At 69.2% G+C, this 22,273-nt stretch carries 21 protein-coding genes and 3 pseudogenes; 14 read left to right on the top strand and 10 right to left on the bottom strand.

The features are described from left to right. The first annotated feature begins 74 nt into the window (after positions 1-74). Genes ACWFR4_RS40280 through ACWFR4_RS40235 form a run of 10 tightly spaced genes read left to right on the top strand, consistent with a single transcriptional unit; the run spans position 75 to position 9,901 of the window. The gene (locus tag ACWFR4_RS40280; protein WP_453656581.1) at positions 75-719 is read left to right on the top strand and encodes an SAF domain-containing protein; all 645 of its coding nucleotides are present in this window, start codon (positions 75-77) and stop codon (positions 717-719) included. Continuing rightward, positions 719-1,570: a hypothetical protein gene (locus ACWFR4_RS40275; RefSeq protein WP_453656580.1), complete on the top strand. Its 852-nt coding sequence runs from the start codon at positions 719-721 to the stop codon at positions 1,568-1,570. The genes ACWFR4_RS40280 and ACWFR4_RS40275 overlap by 1 nt, the downstream gene beginning before the upstream one ends. Next, positions 1,560-3,071, top strand: a complete 1,512-nt coding sequence (locus tag ACWFR4_RS40270; protein WP_453656579.1) for a CpaF family protein — start codon at positions 1,560-1,562, stop codon at positions 3,069-3,071. Before ACWFR4_RS40275 ends, ACWFR4_RS40270 begins: the two co-directional genes overlap by 11 nt. A gap of 17 nt (positions 3,072-3,088) precedes the next feature. Further along, positions 3,089-3,985 carry a type II secretion system F family protein gene (locus tag ACWFR4_RS40265; protein WP_453656578.1) on the top strand — a complete coding sequence of 299 codons (897 nt, stop codon included), beginning with the start codon at positions 3,089-3,091 and terminating at the stop codon, positions 3,983-3,985. Then, positions 3,979-4,878 (top strand): hypothetical protein, encoded by a 900-nt coding sequence (locus ACWFR4_RS40260; RefSeq protein ID WP_453656577.1) that lies wholly within the window; start codon positions 3,979-3,981, stop codon positions 4,876-4,878. Before ACWFR4_RS40265 ends, ACWFR4_RS40260 begins: the two co-directional genes overlap by 7 nt. A gap of 14 nt (positions 4,879-4,892) precedes the next feature. Next, positions 4,893-5,132, top strand: coding sequence for a hypothetical protein (locus tag ACWFR4_RS40255; RefSeq protein ID WP_453656576.1), 240 nt, complete (start codon positions 4,893-4,895; stop codon positions 5,130-5,132). Between the two features lie 2 nt (positions 5,133-5,134). Further along, complete coding sequence (locus tag ACWFR4_RS40250; RefSeq protein ID WP_453656575.1) at positions 5,135-5,527, top strand: TadE family protein; 393 nt, start codon at positions 5,135-5,137, stop codon at positions 5,525-5,527. After that, positions 5,524-5,991 carry a TadE/TadG family type IV pilus assembly protein gene (locus ACWFR4_RS40245; RefSeq protein WP_453656574.1) on the top strand — a complete coding sequence of 156 codons (468 nt, stop codon included), beginning with the start codon at positions 5,524-5,526 and terminating at the stop codon, positions 5,989-5,991. Before ACWFR4_RS40250 ends, ACWFR4_RS40245 begins: the two co-directional genes overlap by 4 nt. Beyond that, a complete protein-coding gene (locus ACWFR4_RS40240; protein WP_453656573.1) occupies positions 5,988-6,446 on the top strand; it encodes a hypothetical protein in 459 nt (152 codons plus the stop codon). The genes ACWFR4_RS40245 and ACWFR4_RS40240 overlap by 4 nt, the downstream gene beginning before the upstream one ends. Beyond that, positions 6,443-9,901, top strand: coding sequence for a LysM peptidoglycan-binding domain-containing protein (locus tag ACWFR4_RS40235; RefSeq protein ID WP_453656572.1), 3,459 nt, complete (start codon positions 6,443-6,445; stop codon positions 9,899-9,901). Before ACWFR4_RS40240 ends, ACWFR4_RS40235 begins: the two co-directional genes overlap by 4 nt. 22 nt (positions 9,902-9,923) lie before the next feature. On the opposite strand, the gene ACWFR4_RS40230 is transcribed toward ACWFR4_RS40235, so the two are convergent. Next, on the bottom strand, positions 9,924-10,145 hold the full coding sequence (locus ACWFR4_RS40230) for a hypothetical protein (protein ID WP_453656571.1): 222 nt from the start codon (positions 10,143-10,145) through the stop codon (positions 9,924-9,926). 205 nt (positions 10,146-10,350) lie between these two features. Between ACWFR4_RS40230 and ACWFR4_RS40225 the strand changes: the two are divergent. Then, positions 10,351-10,641 (top strand): annotated as a pseudogene (locus ACWFR4_RS40225) (transposase); the annotation flags it as partial. A 34-nt stretch (positions 10,642-10,675) separates the two neighbouring features. Here ACWFR4_RS40225 and ACWFR4_RS40220 read toward each other — a convergent pair. The 7 genes and pseudogenes from ACWFR4_RS40220 to ACWFR4_RS40190 all read right to left on the bottom strand — a co-directional run bounded on the left by ACWFR4_RS40220 (position 10,676) and on the right by ACWFR4_RS40190 (position 19,003). Continuing rightward, positions 10,676-11,461, bottom strand: coding sequence for a hypothetical protein (locus ACWFR4_RS40220; RefSeq protein ID WP_453656570.1), 786 nt, complete (start codon positions 11,459-11,461; stop codon positions 10,676-10,678). 25 nt (positions 11,462-11,486) lie between these two features. Beyond that, on the bottom strand, positions 11,487-12,143 hold the full coding sequence (locus tag ACWFR4_RS40215) for a DUF6000 family protein (protein ID WP_453656569.1): 657 nt from the start codon (positions 12,141-12,143) through the stop codon (positions 11,487-11,489). 3 nt (positions 12,144-12,146) lie between these two features. After that, on the bottom strand, positions 12,147-12,875 hold the full coding sequence (locus tag ACWFR4_RS40210; RefSeq protein WP_453656568.1) for a HEAT repeat domain-containing protein: 729 nt from the start codon (positions 12,873-12,875) through the stop codon (positions 12,147-12,149). Beyond that, on the bottom strand, positions 12,872-13,258 hold the full coding sequence (locus ACWFR4_RS40205; RefSeq protein ID WP_453656567.1) for a CPCC family cysteine-rich protein: 387 nt from the start codon (positions 13,256-13,258) through the stop codon (positions 12,872-12,874). The genes ACWFR4_RS40210 and ACWFR4_RS40205 overlap by 4 nt, the downstream gene beginning before the upstream one ends. A 1,636-nt stretch (positions 13,259-14,894) precedes the next feature. Continuing rightward, positions 14,895-15,675: pseudogene (locus tag ACWFR4_RS40200) on the bottom strand (DUF2637 domain-containing protein); the annotation flags it as partial. Between the two features lie 245 nt (positions 15,676-15,920). After that, a complete protein-coding gene (locus ACWFR4_RS40195; RefSeq protein ID WP_453656566.1) occupies positions 15,921-16,493 on the bottom strand; it encodes a hypothetical protein in 573 nt (190 codons plus the stop codon). Beyond that, positions 16,493-19,003 carry a DnaB-like helicase C-terminal domain-containing protein gene (locus tag ACWFR4_RS40190; protein WP_453656565.1) on the bottom strand — a complete coding sequence of 837 codons (2,511 nt, stop codon included), beginning with the start codon at positions 19,001-19,003 and terminating at the stop codon, positions 16,493-16,495. The genes ACWFR4_RS40195 and ACWFR4_RS40190 overlap by 1 nt, the downstream gene beginning before the upstream one ends. A gap of 611 nt (positions 19,004-19,614) precedes the next feature. Here ACWFR4_RS40190 and ACWFR4_RS40185 point away from each other — a divergent pair. Then, the gene (locus ACWFR4_RS40185; RefSeq protein ID WP_453656564.1) at positions 19,615-19,902 is read left to right on the top strand and encodes a hypothetical protein; all 288 of its coding nucleotides are present in this window, start codon (positions 19,615-19,617) and stop codon (positions 19,900-19,902) included. Between the two features lie 325 nt (positions 19,903-20,227). Here ACWFR4_RS40185 and ACWFR4_RS40180 read toward each other — a convergent pair whose 3' ends face one another. Beyond that, a complete protein-coding gene (locus tag ACWFR4_RS40180; protein WP_453656635.1) occupies positions 20,228-20,641 on the bottom strand; it encodes a hypothetical protein in 414 nt (137 codons plus the stop codon). Positions 20,642-20,658: 17 nt separating this feature from the next. On the opposite strand from ACWFR4_RS40180, the pseudogene ACWFR4_RS40175 reads away from it, so the two are divergent. Together ACWFR4_RS40175 and ACWFR4_RS40170 are read left to right on the top strand one after the other, a co-directional pair. Continuing rightward, positions 20,659-21,272 (top strand): annotated as a pseudogene (locus ACWFR4_RS40175) (IS5 family transposase); the annotation flags it as partial. A gap of 53 nt (positions 21,273-21,325) precedes the next feature. After that, complete coding sequence (locus ACWFR4_RS40170) at positions 21,326-21,658, top strand: DUF6221 family protein (RefSeq protein WP_453656563.1); 333 nt, start codon at positions 21,326-21,328, stop codon at positions 21,656-21,658. A gap of 192 nt (positions 21,659-21,850) precedes the next feature. Here ACWFR4_RS40170 and ACWFR4_RS40165 read toward each other — a convergent pair whose 3' ends face one another. Continuing rightward, positions 21,851-22,273, bottom strand: a complete 423-nt coding sequence (locus ACWFR4_RS40165; RefSeq protein WP_453656562.1) for a tetratricopeptide repeat protein — start codon at positions 22,271-22,273, stop codon at positions 21,851-21,853.

Raw genomic sequence — 22,273 nt, 5'->3', positions numbered from 1 at the left:
AAGGAAAGGTGAGCTTTGTGAGCAGGACGGATGTGTCCGCGCAGGCCTCTTCGGGAGCCGCACAGGCTGCCCCCATGGCCGCTCCCCCGGTGGGTGCGCAGGCGAAGTGGCAGTCGCGTCGGCGCCGGCCGGGAATGCTGGCGGTCGCGGTCGCGTGCATCGCTGCGTGCGCGGTAGGCAATTACTGGTACTGGACGCAGAACGGGCAGCGTCAGCCGGTGCTGGAACTGGCCCGTGACGTCCCGGCCGGCAGTGTCATCAAGGACGGTGATCTGCGGGAGGCCTCCGTCGCCCTGGACCCGTCGATGAAGGTCATCGGCGTCCAGCAGCGCGACGACGTTGTCGGCATGCGAGCCGTGTCCACACTGCAGTCCGGTGCGCTGCTGCACCCGAGGCAGGTGACCCGCAAAACGCTGGTGAATGCTGGCGAGCAGCTCGTCGGGATTGCATTGAAGCCGGGACAGCTGCCGGATTCGCCCCTGCGGCCGGGTGACACGGTGCAGTTGGTGTTCACCAGCGAGGACCCGTCAGCGGACACCGCGAAGAACGCAAACGGGCCCGAATCCGTGCAGGCGCGCGTGGTACGTGTGGGCGCCACCCGTGAGTCGACCGGTGAGCGGGTCGTGGATGTCGCTGTAGGCAAGGCGCAGGGCCCGCAGCTGGCCGCTCAGGCGGCGGGCGGGGACGTGGCGCTTGCCGTGAACGGGGCGGGCGACTGATGGCGGTCATCGCGCTGGCCGGGCTGCCTGGTGCACCTGGTGTCACGACCACCGCGCTGACCTTGCAGCGGAGTTGGCCGTTGGAAGGGGACCGGCGGATGCTGGTCGCCGAGTGTGATCCCGACGGCGGTGCGGTGCTGTCCGGCGCACTGCAGGGAAGCCTGGCCGCGGATGTGAGTCTGCGGAACCTGTCGGTGTCGCTGCGAGGTGAGCAATCGCTGCGGGAGGCGTTCTGGACCCAACTGGTCCGTCTGTCGGACGACAACGGGCACAGTGACGGCCGGCATGTGCTGCTGCCAGGTCTGACGGAGCCGTCGCAGGCCGCGAGTCTGGCGCCTGAGTGGTCGCAGTTGGCCGAGCTGTTCGTGGGGATCGACCGGATGCCCACGCATGCCCATGACGTCATCGTCGATCTCGGCCGCAACGGTGCCTATGGCCCTTCCCGGGTGCTCGCGCAGCGCGCCGACCTGGTGCTGCTGGTCGTGCGCGGCACCCTGCGCAGCGTGAACGCGGCCAAGGGCCGGATCGCGATGCTGCGCCACGTGCTGGAAAGCGACCAGGGCCGCCCCGCTCCTTCATTGGCCGTTCTGCTCATCACTGAGGGCGCCTACGGTCAGCGGGAGGTTGAGGACCAGCTCGAGACTCGCGTGATCGCGACGCTGCCTCACCGGCCGGTTGAGGCGGCGGTCCTCTCCGACGGTGCTCGGCAGGACCGCAAGTTCGCCAAGAGCCCGTTGATGAAGGCGGCCCGGGATGCGTGCACGCCCATGAGGCAGCAGGTGGCGTCGCGGCGCTCACGGTTGTACTCGCCGACGCAGCAGCGGCTCGCGGAGGTGCGCAGTGCGCGCTGAACCCGTCTACAACGGCCCTCCCCCGCCCCGGCGCTCCCCGCAGCAGGGCCCACCCGGCAGCGCGCCCGCCAACGGCTCGCATCCGGGATACGGCCCTCTTGCACATCGCAGCGTCAGTGTCGCTCCCGTTCGGGCCGCGTCCGACGCCGCGCAGGCGGTGGACTACCGGGCAGCTCAGGAGATCAAGAAGCTTGTGCTGGAGCGGCTGCGTAAGGAGAGCAGCAGCCGGACGCCGCTGTCGCAGCAGGCCAAGGAGCAGCGGGGCCGTCACCTGATCAACGAGCAGGTGGCGATCTGGTCGGACACGCAAGGGCTGTCCACCGGGGGCGCGGTCAGTCAGGGCGCGGAGCAGGAGCTCGCGGGGCTCGCGTTCGACATGTGCTTCCGTGCCGGGCGGCTGCAGCGTTACCTCGACAGCGAGCTGGTGGAGGACATCTGGATCGAGGGGTTCGAGCGGGTCTTCCTGAAGTACAGCGGGCAGCGGGACCCGGTCCGTGTGGCACGGGTGGCGGACTCGGAGGAGGAACTGCAGGAGACGGTGCGGGATTTGATCCGTGCCTCCGGGCAGGGCGGGCGGACGTTCTCCACGTACAGCCCTGATGTGGAGCTGCGGCTGCCGGACGGGTCGCGTCTGCAGGCACTGGGCCCGGACATCACGGGCGGGAGCACGCATGTGACGATCCGCCGTCACCGCTACCTGGATGTGGACCTCGGCAAGCTGGTCGGGCTGGGCATGCTCGGTGAGGACGCGGCGGATCTGTTGGCGGCCGCGGTGCGGGGCCGGTTCAACGTCATGGTGGCCGGGGAGCAGGCGTCGGGCAAGACGACGATGCTGCGCGCGTTGTTGAGGGAGATCCGGCCCACCGAGCGGTTCGGCACGCTGGAGACGACGTTCGAGGGACTGGCCGATCCGGCGTATCACGAGCATGTGGTGCCCATGGAGGCCCGCCAGTCCAACGGTGAGCGCATCGGCGGAGCGGCGGCGGGTGAGATCACGCTGATGGATCTGATGCTGCGGGCCAAGCGCATGTCGCTGTCGCGGGTGGTGGTGGGCGAGGTCCGCGGACCGGAGATCACGGCCATGATGCAGGCGATGACCAGTGACCGGCCGGGCAACATGTGCACGATCCACGCCTCCGAGCCCGGTGCGGTCTTCGACCGGATCGCCGAGCTGTATCTGCTGGCGCAGGCCAACTTCACGCCGGAACTGGCCTATCGGCAGATCGCGAACGGACTGCACCTGGTCGCGTTCCTCTCGGTCGACGACAGTGGCGAGGCTCCGCGCCGCTACCTCTCCCACATTTGGGAGATCACGGGGATCGCTCACGACGGGCGGCCGGCTCACAACGAGATCTTCGGCCCGGCAGATGGCATCGATGGACCGGCTGTGCCCAAGGGAGCGCTGAGCCACGTCAAGCGCCGCCGTCTGGAGCGGGCGGGTATGACGTCCAGTCTCCTGTCGGATCAGGCGCTGGCCTATCTCAGCCGGAGGCCGATGTGATCACTTCATTGTGGTGGGTGGCCAATGGCACGTTGCTGGGCCTGGGCCTGGTGCTCGCCGTCGCTGCACTGATCGGGACGACGGCGCCGAAGCGTGGCCTGCCGTGGAAGGGCGAGCGCGGCATGATGGCCCGCAAGTACGCCGCGCAGCGCCGCGTCCTGATCGGCGTCGCCGTGGTGGCGTTGCTGGTGGTGTGGCTGATCACCGGCGTGGTGACGGCCGGGATCATCGTGGGTGCCGTGATCGTCGGCGGGCCGTGGCTGCTGTCCGGCCCGGCGATGACCAAGATGCAGATCGCTCGCCGGGACGCCCTCGGTGACTGGGCGCAGCGTCTGTCGGAGATGGTGCGGCTCGGTAACGCCCTGGAGAAGGCACTGATCGCCTCCCGCAAGCACGCGCCAGCCGCGTTGGCCGACGAGGTCGCCGAGCTCGCGGACAAGGTCCAGGCACAGTGGCCCACTCACGAAGCCCTCGCGGACTTCGCCCACAGGTTCGACGACGTCACCGGCGACAAGGTCTGCTCCGCTCTCATCCTGGCAGCGCAAGACCCGGGCCCTGGGCTGGCGCAGGCTATGGAGGACCTCGCCGCGTCCGTGCGTGAGGAGGTCAAGATGCGCCAGGGGATCGAGTCCGACCGGCAGAAAGTCCGCACGACCGTGCGCACCCTGACGGTCATCACGCTGGGGATCGTGGCGCTCGGCTTCACCGTGCCGCAGGTCACCGGCGTCTACGCCACGCTCATGGGCCAGCTGGTGCTCGCGCTGCTGGCGGCGGGTTTCGTGGTGACCCTGGTGTGGGTGCGCAGCTATGCCACCCGCGGCCGCACGGCGCGCGTGCTGGTCCCTGACCCGCGCAGCCCGGTGAAGACGGATCGCCACCCTGACGCGGCGGCCAACACGGTGGGGGCGTGGTGAACACACTGACTGCGGTCGTTCTTTCTGGCGGCGTCGGCGGCGCCGGTGTGGCCCTGCTGGTCAATGAACTCCTGCCCGCGGCCCCGAAGCTGGGTCCCGCTCTGGAGCGACTCAATCCCACGCCGGCAGCGCCGCAGCACGCACAGGTGGCGCCCGGGGCCGCGACACGGCAGGTCCAGGCCGGGCAGTGGCTCGTGAAGCGGCTGCCCATCACCCTGCCGCGCAAGGACCTTGACCTGCTCGGACAGAGCGCCGAAGAGTTCTTGCTGAACAAGACGCTGCTGGCGCTGTTCGGCCTGTTCGCCCCGTCCCTGTTCATCGGAGCGTGGACCTTCCTGGGGATCAGCGTGCCGCTGTATGCGCCCGGCATCGTGGGCCTGGTCCTCGCTGCCGCGTGCTGGTTCGCCCCCGATCTGACGCTGCGCCGGGACGCGGCGAAGGCCCGCGCCGAGTGCGCGCACGCAATCGCCGTGTACCTGGAACTGGTCGCCCTGCGTCTGGCCGCCGGAATCGCGATCGAGTCCGCTTTGGAGCAGGCAGCGAATGCCGGCCGCGGATGGGTCTTCCTGCGTATCCGGGATGCCCTGATGCGTGCCCGGGTGGAGCGCACCTCGCAGTGGGCCGCGCTGAAAGCCCTGGGCGAACTCCTCGACGTTCCTGTGCTCTCCGACGTCGCCGACTTTGTGCAGATGTCCTCCCAGGAGGGCGCGTCCGTCTACGACACCGTGCGGCACCGTGCTGCGAGCCTGCGGACCGAGCAGCTCAACGCCGAAGCCGCAGCGGCCAATGCGGACACCGAGAAGATGCAGGCGCCGTTGGGTGTGCTGTGTGTCCTGGTCCTGGCCGCTATGGCGTTCCCCGTCGTGCTGAACGCCTTCAACCAATCGATGTGAAAGGACGCATACCCGTGTCTGACCGGTTCTTGAAGGCGAGCATGCTGCTCGCCCACCTTCCCGCTGCTGTCAGCCGCCGGATCAAGGAGGCACGCGAGGAGATCAACGAGCGTGGGGATCGCGGCGACAACCCGATCGTCACCGTGATCCTTTGGGTGGCCGGCATCGGCATCGCGATCACGATCGTGGCCGCCCTCGTGGCGCTCGGCAACCGGGCCAGCAGCAAGGTCGACAACGTGGACCTCGGCGGCTGACCGTGTCGAGAACGTGGGACGACCGGGGATCCTCACCCGTCCAGGCGGCGATCCTCTTTCCGGTCGTCATCGTCATCACCTTCACCCTCCTGCAAGGGGTGATGTGGGCCTACGCACGCAACATCGCCTACACGGCGGCCCGTTCAGGGGTGGCGGCGGGACGCATCTACGAGGCGTCTCCTGCCGACGGGTCGGCCCACGCGAAGCGGGCCCTCGAGGACCTGGCAGGCAACATGCTGACCGGTACCAGCGTCAGCACCGCGGGCAGCAGCCAGGACACGATGCGCGTGCACGTGAGCGGACAGGCCCTGACGCTGCTGCCCGGATTTCACCTGACGGTGCAGGCCACGGTGAGCGGGCCGATCGAGCACTGGACCGTACAGGGGGATCGATGACGTGGCCGGCGTTGATGCAGCATCGGCGCATAGGTGCGCTCCTGCGAGACGATCGCGGCAACGCGGCAATCGAGGCAGCCATTGTGGTGCCGGTGCTGATCGTGCTGGTGCTGCTGTTCATCGCCGGAGCCCGCCTGTCGTTGGCCGGGCAGAAGACCGACGCCGCCGCCCAGGCAGCCGCCCGCGCCGCCTCCCTGGAACGCACCCGCGGCGAGGGCCAGGACGCCGCGCAACAAGCCGCCGAGCAGGCCCTGTCGGGCGAGCAGCAGGCATGCTCCAGCATCAACGTGAGCGCCGATACCTCCGGTCTCGCCGTACCCGTCGGGCAGGTTTCCGCCGTCACGGTGACAGTGGCGTGCCGGGTGCCTGTCGGCGACTTGATGCTGATCGGCGGCGGACCGGGGGTGCGCACCGTGACCAGCACGTTCACGTCCGTCGTTGATGCCTACAGGGGCCGCTCGTGATCCCATCCCAGCTGCGCGAACACGGGCGCCGTCTACGGTTCGGCGACCGCGGCGGCATCAGCGTCTTCGTCGCGATCATCGCCGGGCCGCTGATTCTGCTCGCCGGCCTGCTCACCGTCGACGCTTTCGGCGCCCTGCGCGCCAGGGAGAACGCCGACGCTCTGGCCGTTGAGGCAGCCCGTGCCGCCCAGCAGGCCGTCGACCTGGATACGGCCATCCCGTCCAAGGGGGTTCGGGTCGATCCTGCCGCCGCCACGGCGGCCGCACGCACCTATCTGGCGCGCGCAGGGGCAAGGGGCACAGTACGCATCAGTGCTGGAGGTCGCCGGATCACGGTGACCGTCACCGGCTCCTATCGCGGCAAGTTCTACCCCCACACCTACACCCATCAAGTCACCAGCACCGCGACGTTGTTGTTCGGCACGACGCAGCCCGAGGACGGCGAGACTCCATGAACCGCTCCCCCGAACCCGCTTCGACCCGGCGCCCGCGTCGAACGGCAGCCCTGCTGCTGCGCGCCGTCGGCGCTCTCGTGGCCCTGGCCCTCACCGTGGTGGCCCTGCCGTGGTTGCTGTGGCAGGCGACCGTGGCGCTCGCGCCGGGCGGCTGGGACGGGCTGCAGCACCTCTTCACCCGTCAGGACACCGGCAGCGTCGCCCTGCTGGCCGTGTGCGTGATCGGCTGGCTCGCCTGGGCGAGCTTCATCCTGTCGCTGCTGTTGGAGATTCCCGCCCAGCTGCGCGGCGTACGCGCACCGCGCCTGCCCGGCATCCAGGTGAGCCAGCGCGCTGCCGCCGCGCTGGTCGGCTCACTGCTCGTGCTCCTGCCGACCAGCACCGCCCTGGCAGCTACTCCGGCCGAGGCTTCGCCGCGCGCCGAGACCTCCGTTGCCGCTCCGGCACAGCCAGGAGCCAGCGACCACGCGACGTCGCCCGCTGCCACTGCCACCGGCAGCACGGCGGGACACGCCGCCCACAGTACTCAGGACACCTACACAGTCCGCGACACCCGGCCCGCTGAAAGCCTGTGGAGCATCGCCGAGCGTCTCTACGGCAACGGCGAGGCCTACACGCACATCGCGCAGGCCAACGAAGGCAAGGCCATGGCCGACGGACAGACCTTCCACGCCGACGCCCCCATCCGGCCGGGCTGGATCCTGCAGCTGCCAGCCGAGGTGCCCCGCATCGACGCGCAGCACCCGGCTCACCAGGAAGAAGCGGGGCTGCAGACGCAGACTGCTGCCACAAAGCCCGCCGCCACCTCGCATGTCGTCGAGGACGGTGAGTCGATCTCTGAGATCGCGAAGGATGAGACCGGCAATGCGGCCAACTGGCCCCAGCTGTATGAGGCCAGCCGCGGCACGCAGCCGAAGGGCCTGCCCCGCATCACCGACCCGAATCTGATCTTCCCCGGGCAGCGGATCACCATCCCCACGGCAACCGCCCCTCACGACAACCGGGATGACTCCTCCGGACAGCAGGACCAGGAGCAGCCCGCAGAGTCGGACCATCATGCGCAGCAGCCCCCGCGTGCCGGCACTGGATCGGACCAGGGCGACCACGACTCCGCGGACAAGCCTGATCGCGGCAGCGGTGCCGGAGAAGCGGCAGCCTCACCGAAGCCAACGGCGGAGCCCAGTAAGAGCCCGGCGTCGCCGTCCGCGCAGCCCAGCAACACGGAGCGCCCGGCGTCCCCCTATGCGCAGCCCGGCCAGAGTGCCCGCCCGTCGGCGCCTGCCACGGCTACACCGACAGCGTCCACGCCCGGGCAGGAGCGCTCCCCCGCCGCATCGCCACGTTCCGCCGAGACCGGCTCCTCCTCCGTCGTGTCCACCCGGACCGCGGTGGGGGTGTTCGCGCTGCTGGCGGCCGCCCTGACCGGGACGCTCGCGTTGCGGCGCTTGCGGCAGCGACGCTCCCGCCAGCCCGGGCAGAGCCTGCCCCAGACCGTTCCGGCTCCCGTGGAAGCCGAGCTCGAGCTGGCGGCCGGTGACGGAAGTGCCGGTGTGCTGCGCCTGCAAGGCGCCCTGTCGGCCCTCGCCCACCAGACCGGCGGCACTGGCCCGTCGCTGCGGGCTGCGCGGATTACCACTGACGGCGTCCAGGTTCTGCCCGCCGACGTCGCGGCCGAGCCCGTGGCGCCGTTCACCACGTCTCGCGCGGGCTGGTGGGAACTGCCACACGCCGCCGACTTCTCCGTTCCTGAGGACGGTTCGGCTCTGGCAGTTCCCTATCCGGCGCTTGTCACCCTCGGCGCCGCTGCAGGCGGCGACTTGGTGCTGGCGAACCTGCCCGCGCTCGAAGTCCTCCTCGTCGATGGCGAGCCGGCCGACCGCACGGAAGTCATCGCCGCTCTGGCGGCCGAACTCACCCTCGGCCCCTTCGCCGACCACGTCGAGGTCGTGGCCTGCGCAATGGGCAGCATGGGCGCCGACCTCGCCGCCCTCGGTGTCCAGTACCTGCCCGACCCGCGCCTGGCAGCCACAGAATTCGCCGGGCGCCTGCTGGAAGCCCACCAGGAACCCGAGGACTCCGCACTGCCGTACGTGCTGCTGTGCGCCGGCCTGGACGACGACGATGTCGCCTGGCAGTTCGCTCAGAGCCTGGACAAGGCCCAAGGTCTGGTCCCCGCCGTGCTCGTCATGCCCGCCACAGCGAACACAATGTTCCCCGACGCCGAAACCCTTGATGCCACCACCAGCACGCCCCAGCGCATCGACACGATCGGCTGCGACCTGGTGCTCCAACGCCTCGACGCCGCCTCCCTCACCGAACTTGCAGACGCCTACCGCCAAAGCAGCAAACACCCCGTAGACGCCGACGGCGTCTGGGAGCACATCCCGCCCGAGACCATCCCGCTGCCCGACCCGGCCCCGCCCGCTGTTGCCGTGCCCCACCCGGGCCAGGACCTCGGTGACGCCGCCGCCGACCCGCGGCCAGCAGCTGAAGAACAGGCGGCCGCTCCCGGCGGGTTCCAGGCGCTCCTCGGTCCTGCGGCCGACCCTGCGCAGACCCCCCTCAGAGCTGTTCAGGCCCATCCGGCACCCAGCACAGCATCCGGCTCCAGTGGGGCCCAGCCAGAGCGGATCGGGCCTCGCTTCCGCATTCCGCCCTCCCACACCATCCTCACTCCCGAGCGCGTCGCCGCGATCGGCGAGACGGACGAGGACAAGGCGCTCAGCGAAGCCGGCCCCGACGACACGACGCCCAGATTGCGGATCCTGGGCGGGCTTCACGTGGAGCACGCCGAACTCGAACCGCGCCTCATCGAACTCGCGGCCCACCTGCTCCTGCGCCCGGGCAGCAGTGCCCAGGCGCTCTGCGAGGACCTGGGCAACCGGGAACCATGGTCGACCTCCACCCTCAACTCGCGCCTCAGGGCACTACGCAACCGCCTCGGCACCGACACCAACGGCGCCCTGTACGTACCGCAACGCGTGAGCAAGGCCTCCCCCTATGCACTGTCGGACACGGTGCGCTGTGACTGGCACGAGTTCGAGCGGCTCGCCACACTCGGCGTCAGCCGCGGCGAACAGGGCCTGCCCTACCTCGAACGCGCCCTCGCCCTCGTCCACGGCGTGCCCCTCGGCGAGCACGCGTCCTCCTGGATGGTGCCGCTACGCACCCACATGCAGAACCGGATCACCGACATCGCATCCACGCTGGCCACGTATCGCACACTGGCCGGCCCCCACCAGGACTTCCCCAGCGCACGCCAAGCCTGCGCGACCGGCCTGTCAGCCGACAACCTCGCCGAGACCCTGCACCGGGCCATGCTGAAGATCGAAGCCGCCGCAGGCAACCGCACCGGACTCCGCACCGCTGTTGCGCACTGGCAGGACGCAACCAGGCACCTCAGCGAAGTCGACGCCAAGACCCAGGCGCTCGTCGACAAGCTACTGTCCGCGTAAAGACGCAGAGCCGGGTCGGGCGTCAGGTGGCGGCGAGGTCGCGGACGGCGCAGGCGAGGAGTTCCTGCGCCGCCGCCTCGTCCGACACCGGTGGCCGCTCAAGCCACCGCTGGACCGTCTCACGGACCGTCGCTGCGACGGCCTCCGCCTGGTGGACCAAGTCCTCGTCCAGCCCGGTCACCTCACCCTCCGCATGGCGGCAGCCGGTGACCACGATCGATCCGTGCAGCGGGTACAAGGACATGCCACGCCAGACACTGGCGAGAGTCCAGGCAGCAAGGTTCAACGGGCTCCCACGGTTCGCGGCGTCGCGGATGCGGAGCAACGCCCGCCGGTGGTAGACGGCCCGCACCCACGACAACACCGCCTACCTGCGAACCCTGCAAGCCGGCACAGCCACGGCCGCACCGGCGAAAATCCCGAGCCCGCGCCGGATCACCGCCTGGATCATGCGGAACCGCGACCGCCTCAGTACCGAAGAGATTGAGCACCTCGACCAGGCCCGCCTCGCCTGTCCGGACATCGCGCGCGCATGTGATCTCGCCCGGGCCTTCACAGACCTCGTCCGCAACCGCCGAGGCCAACTGCTGCCCGAATGGATTCGCCAGGCTGAACAATCCGACGCTGTCCCGGTCGCCAAGTTCGCCGCGTTCCACAGCCAGGACTTCGACGCCGTCACCGCTGGCCTCACCCTTCCCTGGAGCTCCGGCATCGTTGAGGGGAACGTCAACCGTGTCAAAACGATCAAGAGAGCCATGTGCATAGCCGGGTTGGTCACGGAATCCAACCGACAACCACCCTCTCCGCCACCGAGAAGTCATTCCCGCAGTCCGGGCAGGCGGCTCGTCCGAACAGGTACGGAACGCCGTGAGCCAGGCTCTCCTGCCCGTCCGCCCTCGCTCGCGTGAACAACCTGCGCGGCAGCCCGTCCAGGTCTTGGGTTCGCGCCGGTTGGAGGGGCGACTTCTCCACCTCTCGCTGCGCGTAGTCATCGCTGCAGCAGAAGTAGCCGTCCTGTCCGATCACGACGAACACGTTGACGCCGCAGTACGGGCAGCCGAGCTCGTACTCCCCGGTCTGCAGACCGTCCAGGCAGCGATCCCAGATCTCGACGCCTTCGAAGGAGAGCAGGGTCTGCAGCAGGTTCACGTACTCCTCGGTCTCGACTGCCCGGCTCAGGTGGCGATCGGTGAGACGGTGCAGAACCCGGATCGGGGCCGAGTAGACCGTCTGAGGGCTATCGGGCTCCGACAGCCCAGGCGAACAGGCAGCAATAGCTCCGGCTGCCAGCAGCACCCAGGTCAGATCCTCCGGACTGCAGGCGATCGCGATCTCGGCCAGCCGCGGAAGAGCTGCGTAGCTGGCAGGGAAGGCAGTGTCCAACTGCGGACATAGATGGTCCATCACCTCGGACCACACACTGCTCGGATCGGCCTCGAACCGGTCCAGGAGACCAGGCACGTGCTCCGCGGAACCACACGCATCGGTGAGCGTCGACCAATCCGTCATGCGTTCATCCAACCAGGTGGCTCCGGACGGACTGCACCAGATGAGAGTCACTCCAAGATCCTTCACGGAACCGCGGTCAGAACCTTGAAAATGGTCTGCTGTGTGTGTGGGACCAGCCGTTGGCGAAGTCGCATTGGAGGTCCGTCCAGCGGCGCAGCTCGGCGGGGGTGTAGGCGGGGTGGTCGCGGAGGTGGGTCAGGGCGTTGACCCACTGGTCCCAGAGGCCGCCGGGCGGGGTGAAGCGGTCGGCGTGGTGGGTGCCGAGGTGGGCGTCGAGGCGGAGGAGGGCGCCGAGGGCTGCTGGCTGGTCGTAGCGGAGGTTGGTGCGGGGGAGGTAGTGGTCGAGGTAAGCGGTGAGGATCTCGGCGTCGGCGTGTGTGCCGAAGCGGGCCAGGGCGAAGCAGTAGGCGCTGCCGGAGAAGCAGAACTCGCTGGCTAGGAGCAGGTCGCCGATGCGTTCGCGGAACGTGTCGCGTCGGCCTACGCCGATCAGCCAGGCGGCAGTGAGGCGTGAGCGCCACTCGTAGCCGAGGAGGGCCTCCAGCTCGTCATCGGTGATCGTTGCTGCGTCGTCGATGAGGTGACGGGCGAAGCGTTCGGCATGTGGCCACCCGGGCCGCAGGGCGCGACCGCTTTTCAGTTCGCGGTAGCGCGGGTGGTCCGAGTCCTTCCTCGTCACATAGCGCTCGATTACGTAGCCGTAGCCGATCTCCTTGGGGTGCTGGAACGGCATCGGTCACCTCTCCGGGTACAGGTCGGTACGGTCGATCCAGGTGGGGGCGACGAAGATGTCGCCGGCGGGGGCTTCGGAGGCTTCCAGCAGAGACCAGGTGCGGGACTCCTCGACCAGGTGCTCCCAGGGCGCGGTCCAGTCGAGTTCCCAGTCCAGGCCGGGGCCGGAGATGCCGTATGTGCGGCCGGCGTCCACTCGCCAGAACTGGGAGTAGAGGATCACCTGGGCGTGGTCGGCGAGGTCGTTGATGATCTCGGTGAAGTGGGCCGTGGGCCAGCCAGGGGCATCATCTGCGGCGGTGGCCCGCAGGCGCGCGGTGAGTGGGGGGACGACAGGGCTACGGGCGGCGAGTTCGGTCAGCGCCCAGCGGATGCCGACAGACTCGGTCCACTCCGGTGGGGTCGCCCGTTCCAGGCAGGCGCGGTAGGCGCGGCGCAGGGGCTCGATGGCGCCGTCGATCTCCAGGCTCGCCAGGGCCATGGCCGCCCATTCGCGGACGGTCGGGTTGTCGCTGTCCAGCAGGCCGATGAGAGCGGGGCCGCAACGGGGATCGCCCACCTCCTCGAAGACCTCAATGGCGGTCAGCTGACCGAAGCCGCCGAGGGAAGGCAGGCCGTTGATGACGGCGGGTATGGCGTCGGCGCCGATCCAGATCAGCTCCGCGCGGGCGTCGTAGGACTCGTCGGCCTTGCCGTCGAGCTGCTGGACGAGTGTCTCGATGTGGGAGGTCATGACGCGCAATGGTCCCGGCGCCAGAAGGTGGGCAGCCACCAGCAGAGCACCGAGTGGTCGTCGGGCCACGGGGCGCGGTCCTGGGCCGCCCCGTCCTCAAAGGAGTCCCATGTCAGGTCGATGGGGCGCCAGGCGGGGTCGAGCGGCTCGTCCTCGGCCGGAGGGCGGACGTGCCTTCGGCCGTGCTGGTCGCAGGCGCCGAACTCCTGGTAGTTGCGCTGGGCCTCGATCAGGGAGACCTTGTTCGCTCCGCCGCCCATGGTCGGCCAGCGGAACTGGACCCCGTCGTCTTCCCAGAAGCAGACGGGGCAGATCTCGTAGGAGCCGGGCATGGCGTCGAGCACGCGGTGCCCGCAGCTGGGACAGGGGTAGCGGTCGCTCACCCGCGCAGTCTCGTTGCAGGTCCCGCTGGTGTGCCATGGATTTCTCTGCCCCGGGACCCCCGACCAGTCCGCAGTCAGTCCGCAGGACACCCGTAAACGGCCGTCGGGAGCCAACGCATGCCAACGAGGAATCCCAGGTCAGGGCCCTGCACGGGGCTCCGCCGCAGATCAGGATCAGTCCGCAGACGTTCCTGGACAACGTCAGACAGTTCATGGTCACCAACAGCGCCGTGATCACAGTGATCGTGCTGCTCCTTCTGGAAGCGAACGTCCTGGGTGACGGACTGTCCGCTCTAGGCCGCTGACACTTGGAAGGCGGCAGAGAGCAGACAGACGATCTACTCCGCAGACAGCCGCCCACAACCAGCACGAGTACCGCCGGCGCCGGGCACACCGGCCCTGTGAACGGTGACTTCACGTGGGCGGAGGCTCAGTGCAGGTCACGGCACTGAGCACCTCTTTGGAACTGCGCAGTGCCTCGCCTGAAGCCGCCGGCTACTGCGCAGATGGAAGTGCACAACTCCCCCGGTGTTGCGCAGCAGATACCGCTACGGGTGCGCAGTGCTGTGGTGGCTGCGCAGTGCGTCGTAGCGACGCTCGAACCCAGACGCGAGACGCTCGCCGCGCTGCAGATCGTCGAGGGTCAGCTGCCGGTTGCCCGCCTTGACCTTGTCGTGGGCGAGCCGATTCAGCAGCGCCTCGTATGTCGGCGGCTCACCCAGGCGCTCGTATTCGTCGACCCACCGGCGGTAGATGCGCTGCTCCAGTGCGTACCGGCGCAAGGTGCTGGGGCTGACCGGCTGTCCCTTGTCGCCCAGGACACCGGACGCAGCAAGCTGTTGGGACACTTCCTCCCAGGCTGCTCCACCCTTGGGCTCCATGCCGTGGGCGTCCACGTAGTTCTGATAGGCGAGGTAGTACCGGTCGGGGTTCGTGAGCCGTGCGAGCTCCTCCCCCTCTCCCCCTGCGTCGTCCTGCGTCGTGGAAGTGTCGAGGGCTACGTCGATCTGGGCGCGGTCCCGCTGTGAGGCAACCGGCACCAAGTCGTCCGACGAAGTCCTGCTGGGCGCCAGCCCGGCGTCGGGACTCATGTCCGCGACGCTAGAGGCGGGGAGTTGCTCCGCTGTCACCTCGGCGGGCAGCAAGTGCGCCTCGGGAGCATCCAGGTTGTAGCGCTCTCGCAGGTACTGCGCGAACGCTGCCGCATCGGGTGAGGCACCGAACTCCTCGACATAGGCACGGGCTACATCCCAGTAGAACGCCGCCCACGTCTCCTCCGAGACCGGCACCTCAGCCTGCGACTCTTCCCCGTCGCCCAGGTCTTGGCCGCCCGCGCTCGCCTCGAGCCTGGCCACATATTCGACTAGGAGCGGCACCAGCTCTCCCTCCGGCAGCGGACTGCCGTCGTCCTGGGCGGCGCCATGCTCATCCCGCAGATAATGCGCGAACTGAGCCGCCGTCGGCACGACCTGATACTCAGCCAGGAACTCCTCAAAGGGGCCGAAGTAGTCGACTGAATGAGCCGTCTCGACGTGGTGCGCCGGCAGCTGCTGGGCGAACCACGGACTCGAAGGCTCTGCCACAGAAACCTCTACAGCCTCGATCGGCAACGCCAGCTCGGGGGCTGTCTGCTGCCGCGCGGCCGGCAGCAGCCGTGACTCGATGCCCGCCGCCGCCAGGCCCGCCGGAGCGGTCTGGGCGAGCGGGACGCCATAACGCGCCAGGCGCAGCGGCATCAGGGACTCGACGGGAGCTTTGCGCCGCCAGGCGCGGCCGAAGCGGGAGTGCAGCCGCGCCTGGTAGACGAGCCGCTCCTGCTCCAGCTTGATCACCTGCTCGTAACTGCGCAGCTCCCACAGCTTCATGCGGCGCCACAGCAGGAACGTGGGCAGCGGCGAGAGCAGCCAGCGCGTCAGGCGCACGCCCTCCATATGCTTGTCGGCCGTGATGTCCGCGATCCGGCCCACCGCGTGCCGCGCCGCCTCGATGGAGACGACGAACAGGACCGGGATGACGGCGTGCATGCCGACGCCGAGGGGGTCCGGCCAGGCGGCCGCGCCGTTGAACGCGATCGTCGCCGCCGTCAGCAACCACGCCGTCTGGCGCAGCAGCGGGAACGGGATCCGGATCCAGGTCAGCAGCAGATCCAGGGCGAGCAGTACGCAGATACCCGCGTCGATACCGATCGGGAACACGTAACTGAAGTTCCCGAAGCCCTTCCGGAGCGCCAGCTCACGCACGGCCGCATACGAACCCGCGAAACCGATCCCGGCAATGCCCACCGCACCGGCGACGACCACCCCGACAAGTACGCGGTGCGTCCGCGTCAACTGGGGCACGGCCGCTCCCCCACTCCGGCCTAACCCACCCTCACCCTCTGCTCCTCCCCCGCCCCGCACGCCCCCAACAACCCCCATCACCTCGCGGTCAACTCACCCACCACAATTCACTTTTGCACACCCGAACAAGCCACGACACAGCAAACCGGCAACTGCCCACAACCGCCCACCAGTTGACCCATCCACCAGAGGCCGAGAAGTTGAACCGGACGGACCATCTCACGTGCCCGGGAGACTTCGACCCGTCGACAGCCTTCCCGGCCAGCCCATTCCGCTCGCGCCCCGCGCACCCGGGCCGATGCTCACGCGGGTTCCCTTCTGTGTTACCTGAGTTCAACGGAGTAGCTGTTTCCGTCGAACTCCCATCCGTCGGTGCCTTCGCCGATGTCCTGCACGATGACGTCGTCGATGAAGTGGTCTTCGAACTCGTCGTCGGTGAGCTCGCCGGCCATCCAGAGTTCCTCGATCGCGTCCCAGTCACCCTGGCTCCCGTCGATGCGCAGGGGCGCGGCTTTGCGAGTTCCGCGTTCGCGCCGGTCGGTGCCGGTGGTGACGTAGCCGCTGATCTCGTACTGGCCGTTCTTGACGTGGTCGGGGATCGGGTCGGCGGGGACGAGGGCGACGTTCTCGTAGGCGGTGTGGATGAGGCCTTGGTAACTGCGGCGGACGTTGTACTCCGAGTCGGACAGCCAGTTGAGAAGAGTTCTGGCGCTCACGTCGAGCCCGGACTCTTCCAGGGCCTGGTATCCGCGGTGTGTTCCGGTGAGCTGGGAGAGCTGGGCGTGCCAGTGCTTGGCGTGGTACGAAGACAGCCGGTGGCGGGGGGTGACCTGGGCGCGCAGGAGGGTGTTGAGGGCGGCGCCCAGGGAGCCTCCGTGGCCGGTGGGGCCGGCCATCAGTCGTCACCCTCGGGGATCATCTCGCCCGGCTGGATGAACTTGGCCTTGACCTCGCCGAATCCGGTCCCGATCCGGTACGTGGCGGGGGGCGTTGCGGGTGGCGTCCAGAAGACGGCCGCGTCGACGTTGCGCAGGGCGATGAGCTGGTGGCCCTCCTGGACCGCCTTGAAGGCAACGGTCCAGTGGCGCACGGACGCCTCGGCGACCATGCTCATACGCCAGTCCGGCCGCCAGAACGGGGACCGCTGTTCTGGGCGCTTGGGCCACAGCAGGCGCAGCGCGATGGACAGCCGCGTCTTGTATGCCTTGTACGGGTCGCCGCCGGCCTGCACAAGCTCGATACGCACCGTGCGGGCCGCTTCGTAGAAGGGCTTGAACAGGGACTCGTTGGCCTTCCCCGTCCAGGAGTCGTGGATGGCCGGCATCGCAGCGAGGTGGCCTTCGCGGACGAGCCTGGCCACCTGCTTGATGTGCGGGGTGGTGACCCACACGCGGCCCTGCTCGTCGGGCCGCTCGATGATCCGCCCCAGCGGGTGCGGCATGTCCGTGCGCGGCCACTGGGGGATGTCGATGAGGTAGATACCGGCGCCGGCCTTGTCGAAGGCCTCGAGGGGCCCGGTGTGCAGCAGTTTGTTCGGTGCGAGGGGAACGGCTGAACACGCGGACGGGTAAGAGCCGTTGCGGTCGATCAGGCACAGGGCCCCCTGGCCGAACGCGTCGGGCACATCGAGCTGATCTCGCCTGACCCGCTTCCCGTTCTCCCGGATATAGGGCACCCGTGTGCTGGTGACGTCGGGATGGACCCAGCGCGGTTCGCCGTCCATGTGCTCACTGATCAGCGGCCACGGGCCACTCTCCCGCTCCTCGAGGCGGATGACCTTGACCGGGTGCATCTTCGAGCGGCCGACCGCGTCCTTGAGGAGCTTCAGCGCGGGGAAGGGCGCGCTTTCCGGCTCGTCCTCCTCGTCCCCCGGCTGAAGTTCCTCTTCCGCTTCCGCGTCGTCTTCGTCGTCCAGGCCGTGTCCGCCCTCCGCGGCAACCCGGGCAGCAGCGGGCTGCCCGGGGGGGCCGGCGGACACGGCGGCGTTGTAGGCGTTCAGCGCGGCGGCAAGGCGACGCCCCTCGGCGGTGTCCGGCAGCTGCTGCGGCGCCGCAGCAGTCTCGGCGAGCGAGGGACCGAGTTCGTCTAGGGCTTCCTGGCTGCCGTGGGCCAGCGCGGCACGCAGCGCGGACAGTACATGCGTGACGGAAGCCGGCAGCCCCCGCTGGGCGCCGGAGGTGTAAGGCAGCGCCGCGTCGGCCAACTCCCGCTCCATGGCGCTGTCCAGATTCCGCGCGGGTTCTTCACCGGCCATACGACCCACGCCGACGGAGGCGGAGTCGGAGTCGGGGGCGGTGTCGAGGAAGCGGGCGTGGAGCAGATCGGGGATCAGGTATGCCGAGCCGATCGCGCCGAAGTCGCGTTCCGCGACCGTCGCCTGGACCTTGGCAGGGTCCTCGGTCGGCGCGAGCGTCACCAGGACGTCGGCGTCCAGGAGACCCAAAAGCGCGGGGTCGGCGCTGTCCACGATGGCGAGGACCGGCACGTGCAGGGTGCGCGCGAGACAGGCCAGGACCTGAGAGGCGTCCGGGAGTCGGTCACCGGACAGGGGAAGCCGGGGATTGTGGGCGGCCTGGAGCCGGTCCACGACCACCAGGGCCAGGTCCTGGACGTACGGGGCGGTCTCCGCGATCGCCTGGGCGGTCAGCTCACTGCCGTCGTCGATCAGCAGCGGCGCCTGGACCAACTCCCGGGCGACCTGCTGCTCGTGAGCGGTGAGGTGTCCCTGCTTCAGGCGCGGGTAGTCGCCTCCGGTCTGCGCGGAGATGATCCGGCGCATGATGTCGGCCTGGTTCGGCCCCGACGCCGCGTACAGGACCCGGCGGTTGTCGACGAGCGCGGCCTGCCGTGCGGCAGCCAGCCCCAGCAGACTTCCGCCCACGTTCGGGGCGGCGGCCACCAGCGTGAGCCGGCCGGGCTGCAGACCACCTGTCGCAGCGTCAAGCCCGGGCAGTGCAAACGTGGGGCCGCCGGTCGGGCCGGAGGCAAGCACAGCACCGATGGCGTCGCCCAGGGTGACAAGTCTGCGCGGCGCGCCGCCGCGTTGCTGATGGCCTTGGCTGTTCACCGCACCTCCCGCGGATGCCGCGCCCATGGCAGCGGCCGGATCAGAGGAGTTGGTCCGAAAGTCCGTGCCCGCGGGCAGCAGCACCGCGATGGGCGTGCGGCTACGCCGCAGCACCTGCGGCTGGCCCTGAGCCGCCAGCGTGATGAGTTCACCGAAGTCCTTCTGTGCCGCACTCAGCGCATGGGACGGGTATGCGTCGACCTTCCGGGCCGCCGGAAACCGGTCCAGCGGCGCCAACAGAGCGCGATCCTCCCGCCTGCGGACCAGCGTCACCGCCCCGTCCTCCTCGGCGCGCTTCACCAGGGCGAAAAGCTCCGCACGGGCCTCGGTCACGTTCATCGCAGTCTCAGCCAACGGTTCCTGACCCTGCCCCACTCACCCTCCCAATTACGCTCAACTCCTCCTCAGGATATCAAAATTCACTCACCTAATTAGCTTTAGCCATACTTCACGGCGGAAACTTCACTCACTTGTGAGGCTTTTTGGTGTGAGTTGACCGTATGGAGCAGTCACCGTCGAGCGCTGGCGCGCAGCCATACGCCAGGGCGGTGGCCGGGGCCGGTGGCCACGGCCACCGCTCACTGTGCGTCCGCAGACGCTTCCCGCCCCGCCGAACAGGCGGTCTCAGCCGGGTGCCGCCGGCTCCTGCTCTCCGGGCGCCACCTTGTACGCGAAGGGGTCGACCGCGGAGTGGGCCTTACTCAGGTGCCGTGCAGGTTGCCCGCGAGGTCCCACGCCCGGCCGGACAACGAGTGAAGCGCTCGATCACCTCGTCGAGCGGCTCGCCCCGCCAGCCGGACATCAGGAGTCCCCTGTCGTGGAGGCCCTGTACGGAAAACTCACGGCCGGACCCTTGCTCGCCGAAGACATCACGGCGCCGGCGCCGGGGGCCCGTACCCCTGGAAGACCTCCTCGGGCGCGCCCAGCACGGGCAGTACCAGCACCGCCACATGTACACCTACCTTTCACCGCAGCCGGACCCGGCCCGCAGTGCGATGCTCGATGCCGCCGCCCAGCGATCCGGGTACGCGGCCGCGCTCTGGGCGATGCGCGCCAATGACCTTCAGGTCGAGCGGTTCTCCTCGGGCGAGGAACTCAACGAAGACGCAGAGCAAAAGCACGTGATGGCGGCGCGGTGCGTACTGCCGACGCCGGAGGAATGCGCGGCGCAGTGCAGCATGCCCGGGGCGGCAAAGCGGGCAAGCACCGCGGGCCGGTCAGCCTGCTGGCGGCGGTGACCGGACCGCCCGAACCGGGAGATCCGTCTGCCCGACGGGACCGAGCCGGACAAGCCGTCCGCGCAGCCTCCGGCGGCAAAGCCCGGGCGACCCACGGCGCACGAACGCGCTGATGGACCTCAACCAGCCCAAGCTCGACGAAGTGATCACCAAGCCCGAGTGGGAGCACCAGTGCGTCGGCGCCCCGCACAAACCCCGCGGTTCCGCTGTACGAAGTCGCGCGAAGTGCGCGGCACGGCGATCCAGGCCGACGGACAGGGCGGGATCAAGGCCGACGCCCGCATGGAAGCGCCCCGGAGCCTGCCATCAAGACCGAGGGCGGACCTCACTGAAGTCGCTGGACGGCTTCCTCGGCAGCAGGCCCGCTCGCACCGACCTTCTTCAGACGGCTCACGATGGCTCCCTCATTGCGGCCGAACTCCTCCACGAGCTCTGCCAGCAAGGCGCCTTCGGCCGAACGCCGGGCCAGATCCTGATCCTCCTGCGGCGTCCAGCGCCGGTAGGCATTGGCGTGTTCTTCACGCTTGTCGTCCACCGTGTAGGCCTTGGGCTGCTCCGGCTCCGTGCTCCCGCGCTGCTCCGGCACGAGGTCGTCCGGGAAAGGAATCAGCTTCAGGTGGTGGAGCTTCCAGCGGATGGCGGACTCACTGCGGTCGAACGCTGCCGCGAGCGCGGCGATGTCCTGCCCAGCCTCGTAACCGGCGCGCAGACGACCGGACAGTTCCGCAGTCCACCGCACACCCCGCCTCGAAGCAGACCGCGCACCGGCGCTTCACGTACTGGTCGGACGCTCGGGTGTGGGCCAAGCTGCACCGCGTGGTCCTGGACCGGCTCGGCGCCGCGGGCCAGGTGGACTGGACGCGGTGCGCGATTGACTCGATCAGCGTCCGGGCGGTCAAAGGGGGCCCTTGACGGGACCGAATCCGACCGATCGCGGCAAGCCCGGGTCGAAGATTCATCTCGTTTGTGACCGCACCGGGCTGCCGCTGTCGATCGGGATCTCGGCAGCCAACCTGCACGACAGCCAGGCCCTGATCCGGATGATGCGCGGCATCGCACCCGTCAGGTCCCGACGCGGGCCGCGCCGCAGGCGCCCGGCCAGGCTGCACGCGGACAAGGGCTACGACTTCGAGCACCTGCGCGCGTGGCTGCGGCGGCGCCAGATCGTGCCGCGCATAACCCGCCGCGCAAAGAGCCATCCGACCGCCTGGGCCGGCACCGCTGGGTCGTCGAACGCACCCTGTCCTGGCTCATGGGCTGTCGGCGTCTCCAGCCGCTACGAACGCAAGGCCGAGCACTTCCTCGCCTTCGTCGGCATCGCCAGTACCCTCATCTGCTTCCGCCGGAGCACCAACGCGGACCACCTCTGACGCCAAGTCCTCTGGACGTGCCACGGGCGAAACCTGGACGCCACCCACTGTCAGTGGCACAGGCAATCATGCCGGGTATGACCGCCGAACTGATCACCTGGCTGCACGAGCAGATCGACGCCGACGAGGCGACAACCGCAGACCAGCCCCCCGAGTCCTGGCTGCCCGACGGGCTGACCCCGGATAACCCGCTCGCCGCGCTCTACGCCCCGGCACGCACAATCGCCATGAAGCGCGACCTTCTCGCCGCCTGGCGCGACCCGGACCACGCTGATCTCGGGGACTACGACGCCCTCCGCGGTGACTGGGCGGTGCGGGTTCTCGCGCTGACCAGCTACTCCGATCGCCCGGGATATCGAGCAGAGTGGGCCCCTGACGACGAGTAGGCCCCTGCAGGGCATCGGGGGCTCGCCGAGCTCGTCCTTCACCACTCGGCGGCCTACCGCGATTACAGTAATGGGCTTGCCTCTGCTAGGTCGGCCCAAGACCCGACAGAGGGGCGCGGCGCGATGCGAGTCGCAGTGCGCGGTCGAAGAGCAACTTCTCCTGCGCGGCCTCGGCGCTGGCGCGTCCCTGCCTCACCACGCCAATGGGCGAGGTTGTTGCGGGTGGCTATTGGTCAGGGTGGGTTCGTTGCGGGGACCCAGCCTTCGTGCCAGGTCAGGCAGTAGTTCCTCGAACTCGGATACGGCACCGACTGCATCTCCGGCTTTACTCCGCCAGTGGGCGAGGTCGTTGCGGGCGGTCAGGGCGTGGCCGTGGCTGGGGCCCTGCACTCGTACCAAGTCAGGCAGCAGTTCCTCAAACGCGGCTACAGCACCGGCCGCATCCCCCGCCTCACCCCGCCAGTGGGCAAGGTTGTTGCGGGCGGTCAGTGTGTGACGGTGGTCGGCACCCTGCACTCGCACCAAGTCAGGCAGCAGTTCCTCAAACGCGGCTACAGCACCGGCCGCATCCCCCGCCTCACCCCGCCAGTGGGCAAGGTTGTTGCGGGCGGTCAG

It is taken from the genome of Streptomyces sp. NPDC055140 (assembly GCF_053607285.1).
This window is presented reverse-complemented; position numbering and strand designations above follow the sequence as displayed.

Excerpts from the sequence above, each read along its gene's own strand:
- ACWFR4_RS40280 (WP_453656581.1), top strand. The coding sequence starts at position 75 with ATGGCCGCTCCCCCGGTGGGTGCGCAGGCGAAGTGGCAGTCGCGTCGG.
- ACWFR4_RS40275 (WP_453656580.1), top strand. The coding sequence starts at position 719 with ATGGCGGTCATCGCGCTGGCCGGGCTGCCTGGTGCACCTGGTGTCACG.
- ACWFR4_RS40245 (WP_453656574.1), top strand. The coding sequence starts at position 5,524 with ATGACGTGGCCGGCGTTGATGCAGCATCGGCGCATAGGTGCGCTCCTG.
- ACWFR4_RS40235 (WP_453656572.1), top strand. The coding sequence starts at position 6,443 with ATGAACCGCTCCCCCGAACCCGCTTCGACCCGGCGCCCGCGTCGAACG.
- ACWFR4_RS40230 (WP_453656571.1), bottom strand. The coding sequence starts at position 10,145 with ATGTCCTTGTACCCGCTGCACGGATCGATCGTGGTCACCGGCTGCCGC.
- ACWFR4_RS40215 (WP_453656569.1), bottom strand. The coding sequence starts at position 12,143 with ATGCCGTTCCAGCACCCCAAGGAGATCGGCTACGGCTACGTAATCGAG.
- ACWFR4_RS40210 (WP_453656568.1), bottom strand. The coding sequence starts at position 12,875 with ATGACCTCCCACATCGAGACACTCGTCCAGCAGCTCGACGGCAAGGCC.
- ACWFR4_RS40195 (WP_453656566.1), bottom strand. The coding sequence starts at position 16,493 with ATGGCCGGCCCCACCGGCCACGGAGGCTCCCTGGGCGCCGCCCTCAAC.
- ACWFR4_RS40190 (WP_453656565.1), bottom strand. The coding sequence starts at position 19,003 with ATGAACGTGACCGAGGCCCGTGCGGAGCTTTTCGCCCTGGTGAAGCGC.
- ACWFR4_RS40185 (WP_453656564.1), top strand. The coding sequence starts at position 19,615 with ATGTACACCTACCTTTCACCGCAGCCGGACCCGGCCCGCAGTGCGATG.